Annotated in this window: 12 protein-coding genes; 5 read left to right on the forward strand and 7 right to left on the reverse strand. The window is 68.3% G+C overall.

Translation table 11 applies throughout. The features are described 5' to 3' along the window. Nucleotides 1-7 precede the first annotated feature (7 nt). Nucleotides 8-865, reverse strand: a complete 858-nt coding sequence (locus tag AAF604_00370; protein ID MEM7048077.1) for an SDR family oxidoreductase — start codon at nt 863-865, stop codon at nt 8-10. Between the two features lie 39 nt (nt 866-904). Then, entirely contained in the window at nt 905-2,815 is a 1,911-nt protein-coding gene (locus tag AAF604_00375) for a S9 family peptidase (protein MEM7048078.1), read from the reverse strand. Nucleotides 2,816-2,929: 114 nt separating this feature from the next. Between AAF604_00375 and AAF604_00380 the strand changes: the two genes are divergently transcribed. The 3 genes from AAF604_00380 to AAF604_00390 are packed head-to-tail and all read left to right on the forward strand — an operon-like array spanning nt 2,930 to nt 5,411. Beyond that, nucleotides 2,930-4,195, forward strand: coding sequence for a hypothetical protein (locus AAF604_00380; protein ID MEM7048079.1), 1,266 nt, complete (start codon nt 2,930-2,932; stop codon nt 4,193-4,195). Then, a complete protein-coding gene (locus tag AAF604_00385; protein MEM7048080.1) occupies nt 4,156-4,803 on the forward strand; it encodes a hypothetical protein in 648 nt (215 codons plus the stop codon). The genes AAF604_00380 and AAF604_00385 overlap by 40 nt, the downstream gene beginning before the upstream one ends. Next, the gene (locus AAF604_00390; protein ID MEM7048081.1) at nt 4,800-5,411 is read left to right on the forward strand and encodes an RsmD family RNA methyltransferase; all 612 of its coding nucleotides are present in this window, start codon (nt 4,800-4,802) and stop codon (nt 5,409-5,411) included. Before AAF604_00385 ends, AAF604_00390 begins: the two co-directional genes overlap by 4 nt. Here the strand turns inward: AAF604_00390 and AAF604_00395 are convergent. Then, on the reverse strand, nt 5,408-7,873 hold the full coding sequence (locus AAF604_00395) for an ABC transporter permease (GenBank protein ID MEM7048082.1): 2,466 nt from the start codon (nt 7,871-7,873) through the stop codon (nt 5,408-5,410). The genes AAF604_00390 and AAF604_00395 overlap by 4 nt on opposite strands. Before the next feature lie 196 nt (nt 7,874-8,069). Between AAF604_00395 and AAF604_00400 the strand changes: the two genes are divergently transcribed. Then, on the forward strand, nt 8,070-9,452 hold the full coding sequence (locus tag AAF604_00400) for a nicotinate phosphoribosyltransferase (protein MEM7048083.1): 1,383 nt from the start codon (nt 8,070-8,072) through the stop codon (nt 9,450-9,452). Next, entirely contained in the window at nt 9,449-11,128 is a 1,680-nt protein-coding gene (locus AAF604_00405) for a hypothetical protein (protein ID MEM7048084.1), read from the forward strand. Before AAF604_00400 ends, AAF604_00405 begins: the two co-directional genes overlap by 4 nt. On the opposite strand, the gene AAF604_00410 is transcribed toward AAF604_00405, so the two are convergent. The 4 genes from AAF604_00410 to AAF604_00425 are packed head-to-tail and all read right to left on the reverse strand — an operon-like array spanning nt 11,013 to nt 13,694. Next, nucleotides 11,013-11,648: a redox-sensing transcriptional repressor Rex gene (locus tag AAF604_00410; GenBank protein ID MEM7048085.1), complete on the reverse strand. Its 636-nt coding sequence runs from the start codon at nt 11,646-11,648 to the stop codon at nt 11,013-11,015. The two genes, AAF604_00405 and AAF604_00410, sit on opposite strands and share 116 nt — an antisense overlap. Continuing rightward, nucleotides 11,645-12,979 (reverse strand): hypothetical protein, encoded by a 1,335-nt coding sequence (locus AAF604_00415; protein MEM7048086.1) that lies wholly within the window; start codon nt 12,977-12,979, stop codon nt 11,645-11,647. Before AAF604_00415 ends, AAF604_00410 begins: the two co-directional genes overlap by 4 nt. Further along, the gene (locus tag AAF604_00420; protein ID MEM7048087.1) at nt 12,976-13,248 is read right to left on the reverse strand and encodes a hypothetical protein; all 273 of its coding nucleotides are present in this window, start codon (nt 13,246-13,248) and stop codon (nt 12,976-12,978) included. Before AAF604_00420 ends, AAF604_00415 begins: the two co-directional genes overlap by 4 nt. Then, nucleotides 13,245-13,694 (reverse strand): hypothetical protein, encoded by a 450-nt coding sequence (locus AAF604_00425; protein MEM7048088.1) that lies wholly within the window; start codon nt 13,692-13,694, stop codon nt 13,245-13,247. Before AAF604_00425 ends, AAF604_00420 begins: the two co-directional genes overlap by 4 nt. Nucleotides 13,695-13,724 lie beyond the last annotated feature (30 nt).

The raw sequence follows: 13,724 nt of genomic DNA on the forward strand, positions 1-13,724 counted from the left end.
AGGCGTCTCACGACGACGGTAGGAGCGCGCGGTAGCCCTCGCGGAAGGTCGGGTAGAGGAGCTCGAAACCGCTTTGGCGAAGGCGCCGGTTGCGGCAGCGCTTGTTGCCGCGCTGCCGACTTTCGAGGCTTCGTCCCTGGCGTGGAGCCGGCGCCGCCAGCCGCCGGGCGAGCCACCGGTAGACCTCGGTGAGGGGTACCGGAGCGTCGTCGACGCCGAGGTAGACCTCAGCCGCAGATTCGAGCGCGAGCAGATGCTCGAGGGCAGCGGCGGCATCGTCCCGGTGGATTCGGTTGGAGAAGATCGGCCGGTCGGGGTCGTAGGTGGCCTCTCCACGACGGACGCGGTCGAGCAGGCGGGTCCGGCCAGGACCATAGATTCCCCCGAGGCGTAGCACCGTGGTGCGGTGGGGAGAGGTCAGGAAGATCCGCTCCCCTTCGAGGACCCGCTCTCCGGCGAAGCTCGTCGGCCGCGTTGGCGAGGATTCGTCGACCCACTCGCCGCCACTCTGACCATAGACCGCGGTGCTCGAGGTGAACAGCAGGCGCCTGAGGCGCTGCCCCTGGTGCTCGAGAACGGCGAGCAGCGTCCGCGGTCCGGCGACATAGGCGGCGCGGTAGCGTGAGTCGTCGAAGGCGCCGGCCGCGGCGGTGTAGACCACGGCGTCGAGAGTTGTTGGCAGGACCGCGGCGAGGGCCTCTCGTCGGGTCAGGTCGGCGGCCAAGGGGCGAATCCCGTCCGGCAAGTTTGCAGCCCGCCGCCGCAGGCCCCAGACCCTGGCGCCTCGCTGCAGCAGGCGCAGGCCGAGGGCACTGCCGAGATCACCACAGCCGGCGATGAGAACCCGCTGGCCGGCCAGCTCCATGGCATTCAGCTCTCGCCCCCGGCTGCCGTCGGGAAGGGCTCAGACGGACGCAGGAGACTTCCCTCGCAGGTGTTGGTCGAGGAAGTCGAGGATGGCGCGGTAACCTTCCAGCCGATTCTCCTTCTTGAGAAAGCCGTGGCCCTCGTCCTCGAAGACCAGGTACTCGACCGGCACGCCGTTGGCGCGCACCGCCGCCACCATCTCGTCCGACTCGATCTTCAGCACCCGAGGATCGTTGGCCCCCTGCAGGACCAGCAGGGGCTTGCGGATGCGGTCGGCGTGGAAGAGGGGGGAGATGCGCTCGAGGCGCTCGCGGTCGGTCTCGGGATTGCCCATCTCCTCATAGAGGGCTTGACGGAAAGATTCCCACCAGGGGGGAATGCTCTCGATGGTGCGCAGCCAGTTGGCGACGCCGAATAGGTCGACGCCGGCAGCGAACTCCTCGGGCTCGAAGGCGAGGGCGGCGAGCACCATATAGCCGCCGTAGCTGCCGCCGAGGATGCCGATGCGATCGCCATCGACCCAGCCGGTGGCGGCGAGCATTTGCTTGCTGGCGACGCAGTCTCCGAGATCGGCCTCACCGTGGCGCAGGTTGTCGAGGCGATGGAAGGTCTTGCCGTAGCCGCTGCTGCCGCGGTTGTTGATCGCATAGATGCCGTAGCCATGGTTGACCAGGTACTGCAGCAGGGCGTCATAACCGACCCGGGATTGGCCGCCCGGTCCACCGTGGACCCAGACCAGCGTGGGGGCGGGATTTTCGGCGCTCGCTCCCTGGGGACGATAGAGAAGGCCTGGGATCTCCAATCCGTCGTAGGAAGCGAAACGCACCACTTCGGCGTCGACCAGGTGGTCCGGTGAGATCGCCGGGTTGAGATTCTGGGTCAGCTGGCGAGGCGAGTCCGCGTCGAGCTCGAGGGCAAAAAGATTGCGCGGGTAGCGCGACGAGCTGGCGTAGAAGGAAAGGGCGCGGTCGTCCGGTGAGAAGGCGATGGAAGTGATGTCCGCATTCGGAAGCTGGGGTAGCTCGACCTCCTCGAAGGTGGCGGCGTCGAACATGCGGACCACGGTGCGCGCGTCCTCGTTCAATCCGACCACCAGGTAGCGATCGGTCTGGGAGAAATAGGCGTACCAGAGGTCCCAATCGGCCTTCAGAACCTCCTCGCGCTCGCCGCTGGCGAGGTCGTAGCGTTCGAGAAACAGGAACTCGTGCTCACGATCGGTGATCAGGTAGAGGCTGCGACCGTCGGGCGAGAAGGTGGCGGGACGATGTACTTCCTTGCCTTGGTGGGCGGTCAGGTTGCGCAGCTCGCCGCTCTCCCGATCGTAGAGATAGACATCGCTGTTCTGATCACCCTCGTTCTTGCTGAAGGCGAGAAGAGTCTTGTCCGGCGAGATGGCGCCGAGCTGGAGGCCGGTCTCGTCTTGATAGACGAGGCTCTGCTCGAGCGAGTCGACGTCGACCTCGAAAATGTCGAAGAAGCGATTGTCGCGCCGGTTGCTCTGCAGGAAGAAGGAGCGATCGTCGTCGGCCCAGCCGAAGAACCCGGCCTTCAAGTCTTCTCCCGGCGTCAGGTCGACCACCGAGCCGTCGAGCTGGCGCAGGTAGACGTGGTTGAGCTCGTTGCCCCCGGAGTCGCTGGTGTAGAGAAAGCGCTCGTCGGCTGGAAAGTAGCTGAGGGCACGAATCGCGTCGCCGGTGGAGAAGGTGAGCTGCTCGGCCTCGCCGCCGGCGGTGGGAATCGCGTAAGCGTTGTAGACCCCGTCGGCATCGCTGCTCACCAGGATCTTGTCGCCGGCAGACGAGAAGGACGCCCCGAACATGGCGGTGGTGTCGAGGAATTGCTCGATGCCGTAGGTCGGGGGGGCGACGGTCGCCGGCGGCGGCGGCGCCGCGCACGAGGCCAGCAGCAGGGCGGGGATCAGACAGGAGTTCTGAATTCGATGCATCATGGTCGCCTCCTCGACGAGATTTCAACTTCCACGCCGGCTCGATACGCAGAGCGGAGGTGGGGGTTTCGATGCCTACCGGCGTCGAATCGCCAGAGAGCCATAGGATAGGCCATCGTGAAGCGAATTCCGCGCCACGGCGAGGCCGTCGAGCTGCAGTTGGGCAGCGACCTGAGAGGGATTGTCGCCCAGGTGGTCGCCCTGCCGGGACCGCCTCGATACCTGGTGGGCGGACCGGTGCGAGACCTGCTCCTCGGTCGGTCGGTGGAAGATCTGGACTTCGCCGTCGCCGGAGATGTCGAGGGCTTCGGCCGAGCGCTGGCGGGGCGGTTGGAAGGAGTCCTGCAGACCTTTGCACGCTTCGGGACGGCCAAGGTCATGTGCCTTGACGGTCGGGAAGTCGACCTCGCGGCGCTGCGTCGTGAGACCTATCGATCACCCGGCGCTCTGCCGCGGGTCGAGCCGGCCTCCCTGGAGGAAGACCTGCGGCGCCGGGACTTCAGCATCAACGCCATGGCCCTGGAGCTCCAGCCGTCCGGTGGCGCCATCCTGCATGATCCCTGGGGTGGTGCCGAAGATCTGGCCGCCAGGCGGCTACGGGTGTTGAGCCGAGACTCCTTTCGCGATGATCCGACGCGTCTTTGGAGAGGCGTTCGTTTCGCCTGTCGCCTCGGTTTGCGCTGGGCCGGGGAGACCCTGGCCCGAGGCCAGGAGGCGCTGGCCGAGGGCGTCATGGACCGACTCTCGGGGCGGCGACAGAAGGTCGAGCTGAGGAAGCTCTTGGAGGATCCGGCGGATCCCCAGGACTGCCTCGCGGAGGCGGCGCGATGGGGCTTGCTGGCGACCGTCCAGGAGCGCCTTCCGGAAGCTCTCGACCGGACCGCCGGAGGCGCTGCCCTGCAGCGCTGGCAGGCGTTGACCGGTGAGGTGAGGTGCTGGCGGGTTTCCCTCGGTGTGCCCATGGCGGCGCTCTCCGAAGACCAACGCCGGGCGGTTGCGGAACGGCTGGCTCTCAGTCGGCAGGAGAGGCGTTGTTTCGGGCCGGCCCCAACGGCCGAAGACTGGGCCCGGATGAGGCCTTCCCAAGCTCATCGCCTGCTGGCACCGTTGCCGGAGGAGCGCCGAGCCGTGCTGTGGGGACTCGCCGGGGCTGCCGGCCGTCACCATATCGACGACTTGCCGCGGCTCGAGAAGCTGGCGTCCGAGAGACTCACCGGTGCCCGACTGCTGGCCGCCGGCTGTCCCCAGGGGCCCCACCTCGGAGCTCTCCTGGCGCGCACCCACGGCGCCCTTCTCGACGGTGAAGTCTCGCCCCGGGGGCAGCTGAAGTATGCTCTCGATCTATGGCGAGACACCCCCTCCTCATCGCCCTCCTGTGGTTGATCCTGGCGCCGGATCTGAGTGCTGACGAGGCTTCGCGAAGGGCCACCGAGTGGGCACGCTGGAGCTGTGAGAGCAGCGACCACCGGCGCGATCTGACCCTCTTCGCCAACGGCACCGTGCGCCTCAAGGCGGGCCCCCCGGGGGAAGAGCGGATGGGCCTCGGAGAGCTGGATCCGGAGGATCTCGAAGACTATCGCCGCAAGTTGTCGGCGATCGACTTAACCGCCACGGACGTCGGTGGCAAAGGCCCGGAAGGGGATCAGGTCGAGCTCTGTCGAGTGGCCTTGGGGTTGCCCGAGGAGCCGCCCTTCGTTGCCACCTACCGCCGCTTCGATTCTCCCTCCCTGGCCCTGCAGCGGGTGGTGACGATTCTCGAGACGCTGCTCGACCGCGTCGGCCCTCCACGCGGTGAGGACCGCCTCCCGGCGGGCTACGAGCCGCGTATCGGAGACGTTCTGCGGCGCGTCGACGGGGCCCGTTTCGAAGTGGTTTCCTTCACTGCCGACGGCCGTGGCGTCGAGCTTCGGGGGCGCGATTTGCCCCTGATCATCTATGTCGAGCCGGCCGAGATGGCGCGCCTCTTCGAGCATCTGGAGGAGCGCCGATGAGTCCTCAGCGAAGGCGCTCCGCGGACGGACGAGGTGCATCGGATCATCGGCGATCACCGGCGAGGGGTGGAGGCCGCCTGCGCCTGTCCTCCGGCGAGTTTCGCGGTCGTCTACTGCGGGTCGGCAAAGGACTGCGCCCGACCGAGGGACGGGTTCGGGAGGCGCTGTTCTCGATCTGGCGGCCGGCCCTCGAGGGTTGTCGCTTTCTCGACCTCTTCGCCGGTAGCGGCGCCCTGGCTCTCGAGGCGGAAGGGCTCGGTGCCCTCGAGGTTCTCGCCGTCGATCATCGGACGGAGGATCTGATCCACAACCTCGACCGGGTCGGTTCGCGCGCCGTGAAGGCGTTGCAGGGCAGCTTGCCGGAGATCCTCGCGCAGGCTCCCGCAGAGCGCTTCGATCGCGTCTTCGCCGACCCTCCTTACGAGTTTTCGGACTATCCCGGCTTGATCGCGGCGGTCGAGCCCTGGTTGGCGAAGGACGGCGAGGCGGCCTTCGAGCACAGCCGTCGTCGCGATCTCCCGGCGGCGGTCGCCGGCCTGCTGCGCGTCGACCGCCGTCACTACGGAGAGACCAGCCTCAGCTTCTACCGCCACGGGCCGGCCACCTAGTCAGTGCGCATGACCACCAGGGGGTCGACGGTGGTGGCGCGCCTCGCCGGCACCAGGATGGCGATCAGGGCAACCGCCGCCAGGGCGATCAGGGCGCCGCTGAAGGCCGGCACGTCGAAGGCCTGAACCCCCGGTAGCTGACCCGCCAGGGGGCGGGTGACGACGGCCGCGGCGAGCAGCCCCAAGGCCAGGCCGAGGGTGACCACCTTCATGCCCTGGAGCAGCACCATCCGCAGAACCGCCGGCCGTTCGGCTCCCAAGGCCATCCGCAGGCCGAGCTCGCGGTTGCGGCGGCTGATCGAGTAGGACATCACGCCGTAGATGCCAACCGCCGCCAGCACCAGGGCCAGAAAACCGAAGACGCCGAGCAGCAGGGTCGCCAGACGCGGTCCCCAGAGGGAGCGACCGAGAACCTCGCCGAGGGTCTCCACCTCGGTGAGGGGCAGGGTGGGATCGAGCTGCTGAATCTGCTGGCGCAGCCGTGCCAGAACGACGGCCGGGTCGCCATCGGTGCGCACGAACAGGCGCATGGCGTCGGTGTAGTTCTGCTCCAAGGGCAAGTGGAGATAAGGGATCGGCGTCTCGCCGAGGGTGCCGTGCTTGCGGTTGCGGGCGACCCCCACGACCTCGCGCAGCTCCGTTTCCCCGATCAGCGCGATGCGCTTGCCGAGGGCGTCATCGTTGGGCCAGAGGCTGGTCGCCAGGGCCTCGTTGACAATCACCACCGGGCGGCTGTCCTGGCGATCCGAGGGCTGGAACGGGCGACCCTCGGCGAGGGGGATGCCGAGGGTGTCGAAATAGGACTCGTCGACCGTGTCGACCAGCACCAGGCTGCCCTGGGTGGGGTCCGTGAGGTCTCGGCCTTCGGGGATCACGGTGCGTCGAACGCCGGGAAAGACGCCGAGCGGGAGGTTCGCGGCGAGGGCCACCGAGTCGACCGCCGGATCCGCCGACGCGACTTCCCGCACCCGACGGTAGAAGCCCATCGCCCGCGCCGGCTCATAGCCCTGAGTACCGAGGTTGAAGCCCGCCGTCGCCAGCCGCTGGGCGTCGAACCCGGGATCGATGGACTCGAGCTGGCGCAGGCTGGTCAAGAACAGCCCCGAGGCCACCAGGCCGAGCAGGGAGAGCGCCACCTGGGACGCGACCAACAGGTTGCGGCCGGTGAGCAAGCGCTGCGAGCCCGGCGTCTCGCTGCGGTCGCGCAGGGCCGAGATCAGGTCCGGCCGACTGGCGCGCAGGGCCGGCACCAGGCCGAAGAGAATCCCGGTGCCGAGGGAGAGCAGCACGGTGAAGAGCAGCACGGTGCCATCGAAGCCGATCTCGCTGGGGGTCTGCGAGAGCAGGGGAGGACGCAGGCTCCAGAGGAGATCGCGGCCCCACCAGGCGAGCAGCAACCCCGCCGCGCCGCCGGCGAGGGAGAGCACCAGACCCTCCGACAGGAGCTGCCGAACGAGGCGCCGGCGGGGGGCTCCGAGGGCCAGCCGAACGCTGATCTCGGTGCGCCGGGCGCGGGCCCGCACCAGCAGCAGATTGGCGACGTTGACGCAGGCGATCAGCAGCACCAGGCCGACGGCGGCCATCATCACCGTTCCGGCGAGCAGGAACACGCCCCGCAGGCTGGGAGGGATGTTGGCCTGGGTGAGGGGCAGGACGCTGAGCGACATGTCGCGGTTGTCGTTGGGGTATTCCTCGGCCAAGCGCTCGGCGATGGTGCGGGTGGAGGCCTCCACCTGGGCGACGTCGACGTCATCGTGCAGGCGGCCGATGACGTCGAGAATTTTGCCGCGCCGGAGATCGAAGAAGGCGCGGAACGGGCCCGACAGCACCTGCTGACGCATGGTCATCGGGATCCAGATACCCGGGGTCAACAGAGTCGAGGTGCCTGAAAATCCGGCGGGAGCCACGCCGACGATGGAGAAGCTGGCGCCATTGAGCTTGACCTCGCGGCCGAGCACGTCGGGGTCCGCGGCGTACTGGCGTTTCCAGAGCCCGTGACTGATCACCGCCACCGGCGAAGATCCGACGGTGTCGTTCTCCTCCGGCAAGAAGAATCGACCGTGGGCCGGTTCCACTCCCAGCATCGAGAAATAGCCTTGGCTGACCAACTGGGTGAAGATCCGTTCCGGGTCCTTGCCGATGATGGTCGCCGTCGGCACCGTGAGGAATGCCACCAGGGTCGAGAACTGGTCGCTCTGCCGATGGTAGTCCTCGAAGTTCGGCCACGACATGGGAAGCTGGCTGCCGGCACCGCCGTCGCGCTGGTCGACGGCCATGATTGAGACGATGCGATCTGGGCGCTCCACCGGCACCGGGTTGAGGAGGATGGCATTGACCAGGGTGAAGATCGTGGTGTTGGCGCCGATCCCGAGGGCGAGGGAGAGGATCGCTGCGACGGTGACCACCGGAGTCTTGCGCAGAGTTCGGAGGGAGTGTCGAAAGTCCTTCCAGAGGGCATCCATGGGTCACCTCGATAGTTTTTGAAAACAGTTCAATATTGGAATCAAAAAGATTGTCGAACTAACGATATCTCATTGGCTACGGTGCAGCCTCGTGATCAGATTCGCGGGCCCCGGCCGCGGTGAGCCGGGCCAGCTCGCCAGCGCAACCGGGCCCGGTGTCGGGTCTGCGGCGACTTCGGGCTAGAATTCGCCCGCCATGAGCGCACCTCTGCCGTTGCTCCTCGATTCCGCCGACCTCTGCCTGGCAACGGACCTGTATCAACTGACCATGGCGGCCGCCTACGAGCGCCGCCGTCAGGCTGGCGAAGAAGAGCCGCGAGCGACCTTCGAGCTTTGGGTCCGGAGGTTCCCGAACCAGCGCAACTTCCTGGTCTTCGCCGGCCTCGATCAGGCCCTGGCGGCCCTGCAGCGCCTGCGCTTCGGTGCCGAGCAACTCGACTATCTGCGCTCTTTGCCAGCCTTTGCGGACGTCGAGCGGTCGTTCTTCGACACCCTGGCGGAGTTTCGTTTCCAGGGCGATGTCCGGGCGTTGCCGGAGGGTACGATCTTCTTTCCGGGAGCGCCGGTGATGAGCGTTCACGGCAGCTTCCTGGAAGCACAGATCGTCGAGACCCTGTTGCTGTCGATCGTCAACTTTCAGTCCTCGATCGCCAGCAAGGCGGCCCGGCTGCGCTTGGCGGCAGGATCGCGGGCGCGCCTGGCGGAGTTCGGTGGGCGACGAGCCCACGGTCCCCAGGCGGCGACCTGGGCGGCCCGCGCCGCCTTCGTCGGTGGGTTCGATGCCACCTCGAACCTGCTCGCCGGCCAGCGCGAGGGAATTCCGGTGGTCGGCACCATGGCCCACAGCTTCGTGATGTCCTTCCAGTCGGAGGTCGAGGCCTTCCGCCACTACCACGAGGTCTTCCCCCAGCAATCGATCCTGCTGGTCGACACCTACGACAGCTTGACCGGCGTTCGTCGCGCCCTGTCCACCGGCCTGCCCTTCCGGGGTATCCGCCTCGACAGCGGCGATCTCGGCGAGCTCGCCCGGGAGGCGCGTCAGCTGCTCGACGGCGCCGGGCGCTCCGATGCCGAGATCTTCGTCTCCGGCGATCTCGACGAACGTCGCATCGCCGAGCTGCGCGCCGCCGGAGCACCGATCGACGCCTTCGGTGTCGGTACCGAGCTCTCGACCTCCGCCGACGCGCCGGCCTTGAGTGGGGTCTACAAGCTGGTCGAGTCTTTCCGCGGCGGCCGGCGTTTGTTGCACTACAAGGGCAGCCGGGGAAAGGTCAGCTATCCCGGTCTCAAACAGGTGGTCCGGACCTATGTGCAAGGCGTCATGGAGCACGACCGGGTGGTTCCTGCCGGCGAGCGCGAGCCGACCGCCGGAGCCGGCCGCCGGCTGCTGCGCGCGGTGATGCGCCAGGGTGAGGTTATCGAGCGTAGCTCCGCCGCCGAGGGACGACGACGCTGCCTCGAGGAGCTCGAGACCCTGCCTCTTCGGCTGCGCTCCCTCGAACCTTGCCGCAATGCCCCTTACCGGGTCGAGGTCGATCAGCGCCTGGTCGAGGCTCTCGAGTGCCTGGAGACCCATTGAGGCCGCGTTCCCTGGCCCTCCTCTGGGGGGGTGTGGCTCTGCTGTGCCGGCTACCGTTCGCGGCCCGGCGGTTGTGGGATCACGACTCGATCCAGTTCGCCCTCGGCGCCGAGGCCTTCGACCTCGCCGCCCATCACCCCCATCCGCCCGGTTATCCCCTCTATATCGGGGCGCTGAAAGCCCTCGCTGCCCTCGGTCTGTCGCCGTTGGCGGGAATGGTGCTGCTCTCGGCCCTGGGAGCCGCCTTGGGAGCCGCCTGCTGTTTCCTGCTGGTTCACCGTTGGTCCGAGGAGGCCTCGACCGCCAGCCTCGCGGCAGCCCTCTACGTGTCGAATCCACTGCTCTGGTTTTACGGTGAGCTGCCTCTGATATACGCCCTCGAGGGTGGAGTCACGGTGGCTCTGGCGTACCTTGCCGTGGCGATGGCGGATAGCCAGCGCTCCTTCCTGCTCGCCTGCGTCGCCTTCGCCCTCGCCGGCGGCCTGCGGCCTTCGACCCTGGTGCTGCTCTTTCCGCTCTTTCTCTTCGGCCTGTTCCAGGGACTGAAGGAGGGGCGCCTGGGCTGGCGACAGGTACCCTGGGGAGCCTTCGCCGGCCTGGTGGCGGTCGCCGCCTGGCTGGTTCCTCTGCTGGCGGCGGCCGGTGGTCATGCCGCCTACCGCGAGCTCAGCGGCGGTCACTTCGAAACCCTCCTGCCCCAGACATCGGTGCTCTATGGAGCCGGCCTCGGTGCCCTGGCCCACAACCTGGAGGTGCTCATCAAGTGGGCCCTGCAAGGTCTGGTTCCGGCGTTCATCGTGTTGTTGGTGGCGTTCGTCCTGCAGCCGCGGGGCTGGATCAGGGGGCTGCGCGAGCTGTGGCGGAGGACGCCGTGGTTGCTGGCCTGGGGGCTCCCTCCGGTCCTGTTCTTCGCTCTCTTCCACGTCACCAAGGCGGGATACACGCTGATCCACCTGCCGGCTCTGCTGGTCGCCAGCGGCCTCCTCCTGGGGGCCTGGCTGCGAGCCGGCCGCCGCGACGTCGGGATCCGGCTGGCGATCACCCTGGCTTTGGTGAGTGGTGCCGGGCTGTTCTTCTTCGGGGCCGATCGGCGGCCCGATCAGGCCCGCGCCTGGGCGGTGCTGCGGCACGAGCACAACCTGACCGCTCTGCGCGCTTACGAGCGCGAGCTCGACGAAATGGTGACGCGGGTGCAGGCCTTCGATCCCGCGACGACGGCCCTCGCCGGAGTCGAGCTGGCGGGGACCGGGGCCGCCGGCGCCGATGGCTTCCTCTACTCCTGGCATCGTCACCTGCAGTGGTTCCTACCGCGCTACGAGGCCTTTTTCCTGGCGCCCCAGGCCGGCCTCGTCGAGCACACCACGGGGGGGCACCGACGGTTTCGCCGCACCGGCACGGTGGCTCAGCTCCCGGACGGGGTCAGCACGCTACTCCTGGTGTTGGCGGGTCTACCGCAGGAGCGCCTTGGGCTGCCGGCGGCGGAGGTCCTGTGGCGCGGCGACCAGTTCGTGCTGCTCCGACTGGTGGCTCGCCGCCCGTTGCAGCTCGGCGGGCTCGAGATCAGGCCGGCGCCGAGCTCTGCAGGAGAAACGCCAGCTCTTCGAGATGAACCCGAAGGTCGACGTTCTTCAACGGCGTCCCCGGGCGCGGGCGAACTCTCTGGCGGGCGAAATTGAGCACGGCGGCGATGCCCGCCTCGACCAGCGCGTCGTAGCCCGCCTGCGCCTCCTCCGGTGGTACCGCCAGCACGCCGATGCGGGCGCCGGACTCCCGAACCACCCGCTCGAGGTCGTCGAAGGCGGCCACCTCGACGGAGCCGAGGTCGAGCCCGATCTTCTGCGGATCCCGGTCGACCGCCGCCACCACTCGAAAAGCGCCCTGATTGAAGCCGATGTGATGGACCAAGGCGCTGCCGAGGTTGCCCATGCCGACGATGATCAGAGGATGGCCTTGGTCGAGGCCGAGCAGTCGACTCAGGCTATCGGCCAGCTCCTGGACGCGGTAGCCGACGCCGCGGACGCCGAAATCACCGAACTGAGCCAGGTCCTTGCGGATCTGAGCCGCCGACAGGTCGAACTCGTGGGCGAGCTGGCGGGAGGAGATCCGGTCGATGCCCTTGGCCTGGAGCTGGCGCAGACAGCGCAAGTAGATCGAGAGCCGGTTGAGGCTGCGGGGGGAGACGTCGGGAGTGCTCATAGGGTTCTCAGGAGTTCGCCGATCAGACCGAGACCGCGGTGGAGCCAAGAGGCTGGCACGGTGCCGAGGAGAATCAGCAGGGCGGCGGCTGCCAGCGAGGTCGCGGCCGGTCGCGAGGTTTGCGCTCGCCAGGCTGTCGGAAGCCAGCGCAGGACGAAGAGCAGCGAAAGAAACACCACCAACAGCAAGAGAGTTCCCAGCCAGGAACCGAAGTGGTGTCCGAGGAGAGCCGGGCGAAGGCGGTATCCGAAGACCGGTGGCAGACCTGCGAGGCCGACGAGAGCGACCAGCAGAGTCAGGCGATGGCCGAGACCGGCGAGGGAAGAGACCGCGGGGTCGCGACCCGACGACCCTGCCGCAGGGGGTCGGATGAGATTGGCGTTGCCTGCGAGCTGGCTTCCGGAGTCTGCCGTCGAGGCGACGGCGGAGAGTAGCAGAGCCGCCATGCCTAGGGTGAGCTCGAAGGGCGACCCGAGCTGCGCCAGGAGGAGCAGGAGGCCCGCCGAGGCGACGACGGCGCGGTCGACGGCGCGTCGCCAGTGCCGGGCGAAGAGAGCACTGCCGTAGCCCCACAGGCCGACGACGACCGCGATCGCCGGTGCCAGCCACTGCAACGTCGTGGACGCTGGGCCGAGGGTCTGGAGAAGTCGGAAGGCAATCCAGAGACCGGCGGCGATCGGCGCGAGTCTCGCGACGAGGGGAGTCGCCGTGGCGGTCACCAGACCGAGGGGAAGGGCGAGGCCGAGGAGTAGGCAGAGGGCCCCGGCTTCGGCGAGGGCGGGATTTCCGGTGAGCCCGATCTGCCAGGCATCGACGATCGAGGTCAGTTGGCCGCTGCCGGTTTCGCCGACGATCAGCGTCGCGCCGACGGCGAGCAGAGCCAACGCGAGGGATTCCCAGCGCAGGCTTCGGACAGGCGCCGGATCGGCCTCCATGAGCAGACGATGGCAAAGCCACCAGATCGCCAGGGCGAGTACGACGGCGAAGAGATCGGCGGCGCGCATCGACCAGGCCAGGGAGGCCGCGGCGGCCAGGTGCAGGGCGATTCGCCGCGGCGATTCCTCAGCCGCGACGGTGACGGCGACAGCGGCGATCATCAGGCCGAGAAAAAGGGCCAGGCCGGGCTGCGGCGCGAGGGCTCCCCGGAGACCGACGGGTGAGCTGTGCCAGAGGGCGAAGCCGGAAACCGCCAGCAGGCCGACCGCGGCCCGCGGCACGATGCCCGGGAAGGCGGCGACCTTCGCTCCCGCGAGGAGGCTTCCCAGGGCCAGCAAGAGAGCCCCGGAAAGCAGCAGGAGCTCACCCGGAAAGGATTGGAGCAGGGCAGTCATGGCTGCGAACGGGTGGTAGAGGTTGGCCGGCGACGGACCGCCCGCGAGAGGCGAATCGCCAGCACCCCTTGGACCAAGGCGATGGCCACCAAGACCAGCGACAGGAACGGCCGGCGGGAGGGAACCAGCAGCTCGAGGTAGGTGAGCAGCAGGAGGTGGCCGCCGAGCAAGAGCACCTGGCCCGAGAGAGGATCGCGCCGGCGCAGCAGGACGGCGGCACCGCCGGCACCGAGGAGCAGGAAGGCGGTGGCGAAGAAGGTGGCGCTCACGGCGAATCCCGGCCGTCGTCGTGGTCACCACCGATGGTCGGCGAGTCCCAAGGCCGCAGCAGGCCTGCGGTAGTGATCAACAGGAAGAGGGTGGCGAGGAGCAAGACCTCGAAGGGCTGCAGCGGCTGCGAGGGCGGCGGCGCGGCGGGCGGGGCCGGCACCGCCGACTGCCAGGCGATCATCGCCAGGACAAGACAGCCTGCGAACCAGCCGATCGCGGCCAGGATCGAGGCCAGAGACGGCCTTGCCGGCAGTTGCGAGGGTGGCGGCCAGCGCAGCACGAGGAGGGCAAGCGCACCATGGACGATGGCGAGCATCGGATAACCCCAGGCCGCTTCCAAACCCGCCGTGGCCAGCCAGAGAGCGGCGAGGGCGACCGTCGCCCAGCGTCCTCGGCCGAAGGCGGCGCAGAGACCGCAGGCGAGCAGCAAGAGGGGCAAAATCACGACGGGCTCGATCACATCCGAGGCCCATGG

The sequence above is a fragment of the Acidobacteriota bacterium genome, assembly GCA_039028635.1.
GTDB lineage: Bacteria > Acidobacteriota > Thermoanaerobaculia > Multivoradales > JBCCEF01 > JBCCEF01.

Bases quoted from the DNA above. Each gene is read 5' to 3' on its own strand.
- AAF604_00370 (MEM7048077.1), bottom strand. From the start codon at position 865: ATGGAGCTGGCCGGCCAGCGGGTTCTCATCGCCGGCTGTGGTGATCTC.
- AAF604_00375 (MEM7048078.1), bottom strand. From the start codon at position 2,815: ATGATGCATCGAATTCAGAACTCCTGTCTGATCCCCGCCCTGCTGCTG.
- AAF604_00385 (MEM7048080.1), top strand. From the start codon at position 4,156: ATGGCGAGACACCCCCTCCTCATCGCCCTCCTGTGGTTGATCCTGGCG.
- AAF604_00390 (MEM7048081.1), top strand. From the start codon at position 4,800: ATGAGTCCTCAGCGAAGGCGCTCCGCGGACGGACGAGGTGCATCGGAT.
- AAF604_00395 (MEM7048082.1), bottom strand. From the start codon at position 7,873: ATGGATGCCCTCTGGAAGGACTTTCGACACTCCCTCCGAACTCTGCGC.
- AAF604_00400 (MEM7048083.1), top strand. From the start codon at position 8,070: ATGAGCGCACCTCTGCCGTTGCTCCTCGATTCCGCCGACCTCTGCCTG.
- AAF604_00410 (MEM7048085.1), bottom strand. From the start codon at position 11,648: ATGAGCACTCCCGACGTCTCCCCCCGCAGCCTCAACCGGCTCTCGATC.
- AAF604_00415 (MEM7048086.1), bottom strand. From the start codon at position 12,979: ATGACTGCCCTGCTCCAATCCTTTCCGGGTGAGCTCCTGCTGCTTTCC.